This window comes from Brevirhabdus sp., assembly GCF_052826345.1.
On record NZ_JBRBUA010000019.1, the window covers coordinates 1 to 11,207 of the forward strand.

The window sequence follows — 11,207 nt, forward strand, 5'->3', positions numbered from 1 at the left end:
GACCTCTCTGGGGCGGTCGGTCGCGAAGGCGACGGGGCGCGAGTTCATCCGCATCTCGCTTGGCGGCGTGCGTGACGAATCCGAGATCCGGGGCCACCGGCGGACCTATATCGGGTCGATGCCCGGCAAGATCATCCAGGCGCTGAAGAAGGCCAAGACCACCAACCCGCTGATCCTGCTCGACGAGATCGACAAGATGGGCCAGGACTTCCGCGGCGACCCGGCGAGCGCGATGCTCGAGGTGCTCGACCCGGAACAGAACGGCAGCTTTGTCGATCACTACCTCGAGGTGGAATACGACCTCAGCAACGTGATGTTCCTGACCACGGCTAACTCCTACAACATGCCGGGGCCGCTTCTGGACCGGATGGAGATCATCAGCCTGGCCGGCTACACCGAGGACGAAAAGCGCGAGATTGCGAAACAGCATCTGGTCGCCAAACAGGTCAAGAACCACGGTCTGAAGAAGTCCGAGTTCGAGCTGACCGACGAGGCGTTGCAGGAGATGATCCGCGTCTACACCCGCGAGGCGGGCGTGCGGAACCTGGAGCGCGAGATCGCGAAGCTTGCCCGCAAGGCGGTGACGAAGATCGTGCGCAAGGACGCCGAAAAGGTCCGGATCGAACCCGCCGACCTGGAGGAATTCCTGGGCGTGAAGCGTTACCGCTATGGCTTGGCCGAGCAGGACGATCAGATCGGCGTGGTGACGGGTCTGGCCTGGACCCAGGTGGGGGGCGATCTGCTGTCGATCGAAGCGTTGCGCCTGCCGGGCAAGGGCCGGATGAAGACGACCGGCAAGCTGGGCGACGTGATGAAGGAATCGATCGACGCGGCGTCCAGCTTCGTGCGCTCGATCGCGCCTGCCATCGGGGTGGAGCCGCCGCGTTTCGACAAGATGGACATCCACGTCCACGTTCCCGAGGGGGCCACGCCCAAGGACGGGCCGTCGGCCGGTGTGGCGATGGTGACCTCGATCGTGTCGGTGCTGACGCAGATCCCCGTTCGCAGGGACATCGCCATGACCGGCGAGGTCACGCTGCGCGGCAATGTGCTGGCCATCGGCGGGTTGAAGGAAAAGCTGCTCGCCGCGCTGCGCGGGGGCATCACGACCGTGCTGATCCCGCAGGAAAACGAAAAGGACCTGGCGGAGATCCCCGACAACGTGAAGGAGGGGCTCAAGATCATCCCGGTGTCCAACGTGCGCGAGGTGCTGAAGCTTGCACTGGTGCGTGAGCCGCAACCCATCGAATGGGACGAGGCCGCCGAGGAAGCCGCCGCGCGCCAAAGCGCGCTTTCGGCCAAATCGCCCGACGCCACGTCGGTCGCCCACTGATATCAGGCCGCCGCGCATCAGATTGCGCGGCGGCCCCCTGAAACCTCCAGACAGGCGCGGCCCCCCGGCCGCGCCTGTTTTTCTGCGATCACAGCCGTCAACACATCGCTGGCGCGGGGCAGGGCGATCCACTATGCTCCGGCACTGAACAGTCCATCAAACGGGGCAGAGCAGTCATGAAAAAATCGTCAAGATCAAAGGCCGGGCCGTCACGGATCGGCGCGGGCGCGGCGTCGACCGTGCGCAGCATGTCCGATGCGTCCCAGGGGGCGTCCCAAGGCGCGTCGGCGGGGCCCGAGGAGCAGGTCGGCCAGACAGATGGTTCCGCTGCATCCGATACCTCAAAAGATCCCGTCAGTGTTCTGAAACGAAAGGATTTCGTGGACTTGGTTGTTGCCAAGTCGGGGATGAAGAAGCGCGACGTGCGCACCGCCCTCGACGCCACGTTGAGCGTGATGGGCGACGCGCTGCGCGACGGCAAGACGCTGTCGCTGTCGGCGCAGGCCAAGATCAAGCCGGTAAAGCAGAACCCCTTCGGTCAGGGCACCGTGGTCACCACGAAATTTCGCATGAAGGACGAAGTGCCGACAGAGGGCGGACCGGGTCTTGCAGAGGACAAACAGTCCGGCTAAAAGACCGCCCAAGGGTGATTAGCTCAGTGGTAGAGCGCTTCGTTCACATCGAAGATGTCAGGAGTTCAAATCTCTTATCACCCACCATTTTTCCTTGTTTTCCAGCACGTTGACGGCCTGACGGCGATCACCTGACCGAGGCGCCGGGTCCGGGTGGAATCACTGCGGCCCGAAGCGCGCGGCCAGGCGTCTTCGCGAAGGTATCTGCGAGGTTCGCCGCGTGATCGGGCGCCGGATGATCGGACGCCGCGTGATCAGGGTGCGATCAGCGTGACGCCCGGAATGCGCACGATGCGGTGCATGTCTTCTTCGTAGAGCTGGGTGAGTGCGGCGACGTAGTCTTCGGTCCAGCCGGGCATGTCGAGCTCTTCCTCCAACTGGTCGTCCATGCCGAATTTCTCGAGGAAAGCGGCGACGACGCGGCGGCGCTGGATTGGGTTCGCGGGCGGGTGTTCGGCCAGGTATTTTTCCAGTCGCTTGCTGCCATCCTTGGTCATCAGCGATTGCACCAGGTTGTTCACGCCGTTCAGCTGCAACCCTTCGTCATGCCCCGCCACGGCGCGCAGGACCTCCGGCCAGATCAGCGGCGTATCCTCGTTGCACCAGACGGTGATGCGCGCGTCGGGATTGGCCTCGCTGATCTGCGCCACCACATCCGACCAGCGCAGCGCCATCGGGTCGAACAGCGCCAGGTATTCCGTTTCGGGCATGCCTTTCATGCGGCGGTGATTGGCCGGCACGAAGGTCGCCGGATCGCGGATCGCCAGATAGAATTCGATGTCGTACCCGGGAAAGATATTCGCCAGCCGCCGCGATTTCTCGCCCGCGTTGGGATAGAGCGCGCCATCGGTCAGCACCCTTTGCGGCACGCAGATGAAATTCTCGTTCGACAGGATCAGCCGCCTGGCGTCATCGACGTCCATCACCGAATCGAGCACCACCTCCGTCACATCGGGGGTCGCCTCTGCCCCGCCGAGCGCCTTCAGCGTCTCTCGGATGATGGGGCGGTAGCGGCTGGGGCCGGGGACGATAATGCCCTGTTCGGACAGCGGCCCTATGTTGCGCAAAAGACATTTCAACAACTGGTCGTCGTCGGTGTCATGTGCTCCGAGGTGGAAGGCGATCTTCATGGACGTCCAATGTTCTGCGGCTTGCGCGGCTCCAAGATCTATATTCGGGAAATCTGGACAGTTAAACCGCCATTCGTTAAAGCGGCGCCATGACCGAGCAAAACACTCAAGTAACCGGCGCGCCGATCGCGTGGCGCGCCTTGCGGATGCGCCCCGACCGCTGGTCGGTCGGCGCCTTGCTGATCGCGGCCCTGGTGGTGATGCCGCTGGTTTCCGTTCTGTGGATCGCGCTCAACCCCAGCGAAAACATCTGGCCGCATCTGATGGCGACGGTGCTGCCGCGCTACATGTTCAACACGCTGGTGCTGATGGTCTCGGTCGGGGTGCTTTGCGCGGCGGTGGGCACGGGGGCGGCCTGGCTGATTTCCATGTACCGCTTTCCCGGATCGCGCTGGCTGGAATGGGCGCTGCTGCTGCCGCTGGCCATTCCCGCCTATGTGGGCGCCTATGCGCTGGTCGATTTCCTGGAATATGCGGGCCCGGTCCAGACGTTCATGCGCGAGGTCTTTGGCTGGGCATCGTCACGCGATTACTGGTTTCCCGAGGTCCGCTCGCGCGGGGCGGCGATCATCGTGCTGACGGCGGCGCTGTTTCCTTATGTCTATCTTCTGGCGCGCGCGGCCTTCCGCGAACAATCGGCCTGCAGCTATGAGGTCGCGCGGGCGCTGGGGGCAGGGGCGTTTTCGAGATTTCTGCGCGTGGGGCTGCCGCTGTCGCGCCCCGCGATCGCGGCGGGCATGGCCATCGTCATGATGGAAACGGTCAATGATTTCGGCACGGTCGATTACTTCGCGGTGCAAACCCTGACGACGGGGATCTTCTCGGTCTGGCTCGACAGCTACAACGCAGGCGGCGCCGCGCAGATCGCGGGGGTGATCCTGCTGCTGATCCTGCTGCTGGTGACGCTGGAAAAGATCAGCCGCCGCAACAGCCGCTTTTACCGGATGTCGCGCCAGCAGCGGCCGCTGGAAAAGCTGCGCCTGCGCGGGCTGCGCGGCTGGATCGCGACGGCGCTGTGTGCCTTTCCCTTCGCGCTGGGGTTCGTGTTGCCCTTCGGGGTGATCCTGGGCCACGCGCTGGAAAATGCCGAACGCTGGGCGGATCCGGGGCTGGTCACGGCGATGCTGAACACGTTGAGCGTCGGCGGCGCGGCCTCCGTCGTGACGGTGGCGGGGGCGCTCTTCATGGTCTACGGCGTGCGGCTGGCGGGGCGGGGTCTGCCGCGGCTGATCCTGCCGGTGACGACGATCGGCTATGCCGCGCCGGGGGCGGTTCTGGGGGTGGGGCTGCTGATCCCGCTGGCCGCGATCGACCATTCGGTGGCCGACCTGGCCGAAGCGCTGACCGGGCAGAAGATCGGCTTGCTGATGTCCGGTTCGGCATTCGCGATCGTTCTGGCCTATTGCGTGCGGTTCTTTGCGATCGCCGTGGGCGCGGCCGACGCCGCGATGGGGCGCGTGGCGCCTTCGCTGCCGATGGCGGCCAGATCGCTGGGGCGTACGCCGGGCAGCACGCTGCGCGCGATCTACCTGCCGCTGATCAGGGGCTCGGTCGGTACCGCGCTGCTTCTGGTGTTCGTCGACAGCGTGAAGGAGCTGCCCGCCACGCTGTTGCTGCGGCCCTTCAACTTCAACACGCTCGCCACGCGGGTCTACGACCAGGCGTCGCTGGAAAACATCGGCGACGCCTCGCCCGCCGCGGTCCTGGTGATCCTCGTCGGGCTGGCGGCGGTGGCGCTGCTGGCTCGTGCGAACCGCTAGGCCGGGAAATGCGCGCCGCACGCGCGCAACATCTTGGCAAGCCGCGCGCGCAATGCTAGATCGCCGCGCAATGCCCCTATAGCTCAGCTGGTAGAGCAACTGATTTGTAATCAGTAGGTCCGCGGTTCGAGTCCGTGTGGGGGCACCATAATTCCAGCGCCGGAATGCGCCGTCCCTATGCCTGTCACCTCGCGGTTGGCTGTGAACTTCGGCGCTTGACGCAAAGTCGTGCAGCGGGCACGAAATGCGGATGACACTGGATCTGGATTTCGTCCGGGCGCAATTCCCGGCCTTCGCCGAGCCGTCTCTCAAGGATCAGGCGTTTTTTGAAAATGCGGGCGGGTCTTATACCTGTCGGCAGGTGGTCGACCGGCTGCTGCGGTTCTACACCCAGCGCAAGGTTCAGCCCTACGGCCCGTTCGAGGCCTCGCGCCTTGGCGGCGCGGAAATGGACGAGGCGCGGCGCAGGCTGGCGGCGCTTTTGGGGGTGGCCGAGGCGGAGCTGAGCTTCGGGCCGTCGAGCACGCAGAACACCTATGTGCTGGCGCAGGCCTTTCGGCGCGCACTTGACCCCGGTGCCGCGATCATCGTGACCAATCAGGATCATGAGGCGAATTCAGGCCCCTGGCGCCGGTTGGCGGATGACGGCTTCGAGATCCGCGAATGGGGTATTGACCCTGACACCGGACACCTCGACCCCGAGGCACTGCGCGGCCTGCTCGACGATCGCGTCGGATTGGTGTGTTTTCCGCATTGCTCCAACGTGGTGGGCGAGATCAACGATGTCGCGGGCATCTGCCGGATGGTTCATGCGGCGGGAGCGGTGGCCTGCGTGGACGGGGTCAGCTATGCGCCGCACGGGCTGCCGGATGTGGGGCAGCTGGGCGCCGATATCTACCTGTTTTCCGCCTATAAGACATTCGGCCCGCATCAGGGCGTCATGGTGCTGCGCGAGGCGCTGGCGCGCGCGTTGCCCAATCAGGGGCATCATTTCAACGGCGATGTGCTCTACAAGCGGTTCACCCCGGCCGGGCCCGATCACGCCCAGATTGCCGCCTGCGCGGGGATCGCCGATTATTTCGACGCGCTGCACGATCATCACGGGCTGGCGGGCACGCAACCGGCTGCGCGGGGGGCGGCGGTACATGATCTGATCCGTGCGCATGAGGTTTCGCTTTTGCAGCCGCTGCTCGACTGGGCCGACGCACGCAATTCGGTGCGCTTGCTGGGCCCGCGCGATGCGGTGCGGCGCGCACCCACGGTCGCGCTGGATCTGGGGCGGCAGGCGGCACCCGTGGCCGAGGCGCTCGCCGCGCAGGGGATCATGGCGGGCGGCGGCGATTTCTACGCGCAGCGCCCCCTGGCCGCGATGGGCGTGGATCCGGCGCAGGGCGTGCTGCGCCTGAGCTTCGTGCATTACACCGCGGCCGCGGAGATCGACCGGCTGCTTGAGGTGCTCGACCGGAATTTGTGATCCGCCTACGCTGTTGCCACGAATGACCTGAAACAATGGTGGGCGAGGCATGGCGAACAACACCCCGGTACTCATGTGGTTCAGGCGCGATCTGAGGGTGCGCGACAACCCCGCGCTGGTTGCGGCCTGCGCGTCGGGTGCGCCGGTGATTGCGGTCTTCATTCTCGATGAGGTCCTCGAGGCACAGGGCGCCGCGCCGCGCTGGCGGCTGGGGCAGGGCGTCGCGGCACTGGCGCGGCGGCTGGAGGATGCGGGCAGTCGGCTGATCCTGCGCCGGGGGCGCGCCGGCGAGGTGCTGCGCGATCTTATGACGGAAACCGGGGCGCGTCAGGTGCATTGGTCGCGCGCCTATGATCCGCCCTCCGTCGCGCGCGACAGGCAGCTCAAGTCGACGCTGCGCGCCATGGGGCTGGGGGCCGATAGCCACGCGGGCCATCTGCTGTTCGAGCCCTGGTCCGTCAAGACCGGCAAGGCAGAGCACTACAAGGTCTTCACCCCCTTCTGGAAGGCGGTGCGGGATCGCGACGTCGCATCGCCGCTGCCCGGGCCCGAGGTCATTCCCGCCCCCCGCGACTGGCCGAAATCCGACAGCCTCGCGCATTGGAGGCTGGGCGATGGGATGGGCCGCGGCGCGCAAGTGGTCGCACGCTATCAGCATGTCGGTGAACAGGCCGCGCAGGAGCGGCTGGAGGCGTTCCTGGAGGCGGGCATCGACGAATATGTCGAGCGGCGGAATTTTCCCGCGCGCGACGGCACCAGCGGATTGAGCGAAAACCTGACCACCGGAGAGATTTCGATCCGCCAGTGCTGGCACGCGGCCATTCGTGCGGCCGAAGGGGGCAGCCCCGGCGCGCTGAGCTTTCGAAAGGAGCTGGTCTGGCGCGAATTCGCCTATCACCTGCTGTTTCACACGCCGCATATCGCCACCCGCAACTGGCGCGAGGCATGGGACGGCTTTGCCTGGAACCAAAACGCCGAACACGCGGATGTGGTGGCCTGGAAGCAGGGGCGCACCGGCATTCCCATCGTCGATGCGGCGATGCGGGAGATGTATGTGACCGGCACCATGCACAACCGCGTGCGGATGATCGCGGCGTCCTATCTCACCAAGCATTTGTTGACGCATTGGCGCATCGGGCAGGACTGGTTCGCGGAGTGTCTGACCGATTGGGACCCGGCGTCGAATGCGCTTGGATGGCAGTGGGTTGCGGGTTCCGGCCCGGATGCGGCGCCTTATTTCAGGATCTTCAATCCCCTCACGCAGGCCGCGAAATTCGACCCGGAGCGGCGCTACGTCGACCGCTGGATTGCCGAAGGCCGCCCGTCGCCCCACCGCGACGCCCTCGCTTATTTCGAGGCCGTCCCGCGCGCCTGGGGGGTGTCGGCAGAGGATGCCTACCCCGAGCCGGTGGTGGGTGTGGAGGCGGGGCGCAGACGCGCGTTGGCCGCCTATGAGAGCCGGGAATTCTGAACATGAAAGATGCCGCCGCGCACGCGCCGGACGCGGCGCCGATGAAGGACGAGACCATGCAAATTCTGACCAGCACCAAGGGCGAGGCGGGGCTGCCGCGTTATTTCGCCGCCGTTTTCGATGTCGCCAACCGGATGCGGAACGGCCAGCTCGACATGCGTCTGCCGGACGGGCGGCTGTTTCGCGCCAGCGGACGCACCCCCAGCCCGAAGGCGGAGCTGATCGTGCATGATCCCGACATATTCGCGCGCCTGATCCGCGAAGGCGATCTCGGATTTTGCGAAGCCTATGTCGAGGGCGGCTGGTCATCGCCCGACCTGCAGGCGTTTCTCGATCTGGTGCACGCCGGAAACGATGAGATCTTTGACGGCTTTCCCGGCATGGGCGTGCTGCGCGCCTTTGAAAAGCTGCGCTTCCGGCTGCTGTCGAACAACCGCAGGCAGGCGCGGCGCAACATCGCGCAACACTATGATCTGGGAAATGAATTCTACGGCCTCTGGCTTGACCCGTCGATGACCTATTCTTCGGCTTACTTCAAGAGCGGCACTGAAAGCCTTGAAAACGCACAGGAACAGAAATACGCAAGCATGGTCGATCTGATGGGGGTCGAACCGGGCGACCACATTCTGGAAATCGGCTGCGGCTGGGGCGGGTTCGCCGAATACGCCGCGCTCAAGCGCGGGTTGCGGGTGACGGGGCTGACGATCAGCCGGGCGCAATACGACTATTGCGTCGCCCGCATGGCGCGGCTTGGCCTGTCGGACCGGGTCGAGATCAGGATGCAGGACTATCGCGATGAGGTCGGCAGCTACGACGGCATCGCCTCGATCGAGATGTTCGAAGCGGTCGGAGAGCAATATTGGCCTACGTATTTCAATGTGTTGCGAGAGCGTCTTAAGCCCGGGCGCCATGCGACGCTTCAGATCATCACCGTGCAGGAAAGGCGCTTTGAGATTTATCGAAAAGGCGTTGATTTCATTCAGAAATACATATTTCCGGGCGGCATGTTGCCCAGCCCCGGCGCGCTGAGGCGCGAAGTGGCGCGCGCGGGGCTGGATCTGAAGGGATCGGTCGAGTTCGGCGAAAGCTACAGCCGCACCTTGCGGCGCTGGCACGCTGTCTTCAACGCGCGCTGGGATCAGATCGAGGCGCTCGGCTTCGATGAGCGGTTTCGCAGAATGTGGAATTTCTATCTGACCTCTTGTGCCGCAACGTTTCACAGCGGAAACTGCGACGTGACACAGATCACGGTAACGCGCCCCAGCTGACGAATGCCCACTGCACCCAAGATCATAGCGGCCCTGCTGATGGCCGTGGCGGGATGGTACGCCATGAATTACCTGGCCGATGCCTTGCCCGACGGCACGGCGCCGCGTTTTTTGCCGCTTGCGGGCGCGGGGATCGCGGCGCTGATCGGCTGGCGCGTGATCGGTGCGCGCCCGCCGCGCGGGGGGCTGACGGTGATCAACACCGGCGTGATCGCCGGTGTGCTTTCGCTGTTCTGGACCGGGTTCGGGCTGGCCTGCTACGAGATGATCCTGCGCAGCATCAACCGCCGCTACCGCGGACTGGAAGACGCCATGGAGGGGCTTTTCGCGCTCATGTTCGACACCTATTCGACGATGTTGCGGGCCGATGTGCTGCTGGCCATTCTTCTGGGGGGGATCGTCGCGGCCGGGATTTCCGGGGCGGCCTCGCGCCGTTGGACCTAGGGCTTTGACGCCGCTGTTCCTGTTCGGCTCGCTGCGGCATCTGCCGCTGCTCGGCGTGGTTCTGGACCGGCCCGCCGACGACATCGAGCGGCGAGACGCGACGCTCTACGGCTATTCGGTCTACTGGGCGCTGGGGCAGGGGTTTCCGCTGCCCATGGCCGAGGCCGGTGGCTCGACGTCGGGCTGGCTGCTGACCGACCTGTCGGCCGACGATGTCGCACGCCTCGATTTCTACGAAGCGGGGTTCGGCTATCGCCTGTTCCCGGTGCAGGTGGAAAGCGGGGGCGCGCAATGCGACGCGCTGGTCTATCTTCCTCCTGCCGGGCTCGCCGAGAAGGGCGGACGCTGGACGCTGGAGGAATGGGTCGCGCGCTGGGGCGATCTGTCGGTTGCGGCGGCGGGTGAGTTCATGGCGCATTTCGGCACTGTCCCGCCCGAAGATCTGGCGCCGCGGTTCGCGCAGATGCGCGCGCGGGCGCAATCGCGGTTGAGCGCGGCCGTCTCGCGGCCCAGCCCCGTCGGTCGCGGCGGTGGCCGGGCGGATGTGGAGGTCGCGCAGCGCCGCCTGCTGCACGACGGCTTTTTCCAGACCGCGGAGTATGAGCTGCGCCATCGCCGCTTCGACGGCGCGGAAAGCGGCCTGCTGTCGCGCGAGGTCTTCGTGGCCGTCGATGCGGTGACCGTTCTGCCCTACGATCCCGTCCGCGACCGTGTGCTGCTGGTCGAGCAGTTCCGCATCAGCGCCTACGCGCGCGGCGATGCCCACCCCTGGACGATCGAGGCGATCGCGGGGCGCCGCGACCCGGGCGAGAGCGCGGCCCGCACCGCGCAGCGGGAGGCGAAGGAGGAAGCCGGAATCGAGCTGCGCGGACTGGAGCGGATCGCGAGCTACTATCCCTCGACCGGCGCGCTGACCGAACATGTCGAAAGCTTCGTAGGTTTCGCCGATCTGTCGGACGCGCAGGACAGATGGGGCGGCGTGACGGGCGAGGGCGAGGATATCCGCGCCTTTGTCCTCGACTGGGCGGATGTCGCGGATCTGATGGCGTCGGATCAGATCGACAACGCGCCGCTGCTGTTGTCGCTGCAATGGCTGCTGCTCAACAAAGCGCGACTGCGCGCCGAGCGGTGAGCGCATCGCTTGAGATCGCGGGGCAGCTTGGGTATCACCAAACGCGCAAGGGCGCGCACATGGGCCCCACATATGCCCCACACGGGGCGCGCATGACATGGGGCGCGCATGGGCAACGTCCGGCGCGGCAGAAGTTCAGGAGAGTTCACCGATGCAAATCTATCGAGATCTTGGCGATGCGATCGGGCACACGCCGCTGATCCGGCTGAACCGCGCCAGCGATGAAACCGGCTGCGAAATCCTGGGCAAGGCGGAATTCCTCAACCCCGGCCAGTCGGTCAAGGATCGCGCGGCGCTTTACATCATTCGCGACGCGGTCGCGCGCGGCGCGCTCAAGCCGGGCGGCACCATCGTCGAGGGCACGGCCGGCAACACCGGCATCGGCCTGACGGTCGTCGCCAACGCGCTCGGCTACCGCACGGTGATCGTGATCCCCGAGACGCAGAGCCAGGAGAAGAAGGACACGCTGCGCCTGTTCGGGGCCGAGCTGATCGAGGTGCCGGCGGTGCCCTACCGCAATCCCAACAACTACGTGAAGCTGTCGGGCCGGCTCGCCGAGCAGC

Annotated in this window: 10 protein-coding genes and 2 tRNA genes; 11 read left to right on the forward strand and 1 reads right to left on the reverse strand. The window is 65.6% G+C overall.

Annotated elements, in window-relative coordinates:
* The 3 genes from lon to ACU0BR_RS02935 form a co-directional block, all read left to right on the forward strand.
* Window positions 1-1,333, forward strand: a 1,333-nt coding sequence (gene lon / locus ACU0BR_RS02925) for an endopeptidase La (RefSeq protein ID WP_446155350.1), incomplete at its 5' end; no start/stop codon positions are given.
* 248 nt (window positions 1,334-1,581) lie between these two features.
* Window positions 1,582-1,965, forward strand: coding sequence for an HU family DNA-binding protein (locus tag ACU0BR_RS02930; RefSeq protein WP_446155359.1), 384 nt, complete (start codon window positions 1,582-1,584; stop codon window positions 1,963-1,965).
* Between the two features lie 12 nt (window positions 1,966-1,977).
* Window positions 1,978-2,052 (forward strand) — tRNA-Val (locus ACU0BR_RS02935).
* 167 nt (window positions 2,053-2,219) lie between these two features.
* On the opposite strand, the gene ACU0BR_RS02940 is transcribed toward ACU0BR_RS02935, so the two are convergent.
* Window positions 2,220-3,095, reverse strand: coding sequence for a hypothetical protein (locus ACU0BR_RS02940; protein WP_446155351.1), 876 nt, complete (start codon window positions 3,093-3,095; stop codon window positions 2,220-2,222).
* Between the two features lie 89 nt (window positions 3,096-3,184).
* On the opposite strand from ACU0BR_RS02940, the gene ACU0BR_RS02945 reads away from it, so the two are divergent.
* From ACU0BR_RS02945 to ACU0BR_RS02980, 8 genes are all read left to right on the forward strand, one after another.
* On the forward strand, window positions 3,185-4,855 hold the full coding sequence (locus tag ACU0BR_RS02945) for an ABC transporter permease (RefSeq protein WP_446155352.1): 1,671 nt from the start codon (window positions 3,185-3,187) through the stop codon (window positions 4,853-4,855).
* Between the two features lie 72 nt (window positions 4,856-4,927).
* Window positions 4,928-5,003, forward strand: a tRNA-Thr gene (locus ACU0BR_RS02950).
* Window positions 5,004-5,105: 102 nt separating this feature from the next.
* Window positions 5,106-6,329, forward strand: a complete 1,224-nt coding sequence (locus ACU0BR_RS02955; protein ID WP_446155353.1) for an aminotransferase class V-fold PLP-dependent enzyme — start codon at window positions 5,106-5,108, stop codon at window positions 6,327-6,329.
* 49 nt (window positions 6,330-6,378) lie between these two features.
* The gene (locus tag ACU0BR_RS02960) at window positions 6,379-7,800 is read left to right on the forward strand and encodes a cryptochrome/photolyase family protein (protein WP_446155354.1); all 1,422 of its coding nucleotides are present in this window, start codon (window positions 6,379-6,381) and stop codon (window positions 7,798-7,800) included.
* 56 nt (window positions 7,801-7,856) lie between these two features.
* On the forward strand, window positions 7,857-9,068 hold the full coding sequence (locus ACU0BR_RS02965) for a class I SAM-dependent methyltransferase (protein WP_446155355.1): 1,212 nt from the start codon (window positions 7,857-7,859) through the stop codon (window positions 9,066-9,068).
* Window positions 9,069-9,071: 3 nt separating this feature from the next.
* Window positions 9,072-9,512 carry a TrgA family protein gene (locus tag ACU0BR_RS02970; RefSeq protein ID WP_446155356.1) on the forward strand — a complete coding sequence of 147 codons (441 nt, stop codon included), beginning with the start codon at window positions 9,072-9,074 and terminating at the stop codon, window positions 9,510-9,512.
* A gap of 4 nt (window positions 9,513-9,516) precedes the next feature.
* Window positions 9,517-10,644 (forward strand): NUDIX domain-containing protein, encoded by a 1,128-nt coding sequence (locus tag ACU0BR_RS02975; RefSeq protein WP_446155357.1) that lies wholly within the window; start codon window positions 9,517-9,519, stop codon window positions 10,642-10,644.
* A 151-nt stretch (window positions 10,645-10,795) separates the two neighbouring features.
* The coding region (locus ACU0BR_RS02980) for a pyridoxal-phosphate dependent enzyme (protein WP_446155358.1) at window positions 10,796-11,207 on the forward strand (412 nt) is incomplete at its 3' end.

Coding starts and splice junctions, on each gene's coding strand:
- ACU0BR_RS02940 (WP_446155351.1), bottom strand. CDS start 3,095: ATGAAGATCGCCTTCCACCTCGGAGCACATGACACCGACGACGACCAG.
- ACU0BR_RS02960 (WP_446155354.1), top strand. CDS start 6,379: ATGGCGAACAACACCCCGGTACTCATGTGGTTCAGGCGCGATCTGAGG.
- ACU0BR_RS02955 (WP_446155353.1), top strand. CDS start 5,106: ATGACACTGGATCTGGATTTCGTCCGGGCGCAATTCCCGGCCTTCGCC.
- ACU0BR_RS02965 (WP_446155355.1), top strand. CDS start 7,857: ATGCAAATTCTGACCAGCACCAAGGGCGAGGCGGGGCTGCCGCGTTAT.
- ACU0BR_RS02930 (WP_446155359.1), top strand. CDS start 1,582: ATGTCCGATGCGTCCCAGGGGGCGTCCCAAGGCGCGTCGGCGGGGCCC.
- ACU0BR_RS02945 (WP_446155352.1), top strand. CDS start 3,185: ATGACCGAGCAAAACACTCAAGTAACCGGCGCGCCGATCGCGTGGCGC.
- ACU0BR_RS02970 (WP_446155356.1), top strand. CDS start 9,072: ATGCCCACTGCACCCAAGATCATAGCGGCCCTGCTGATGGCCGTGGCG.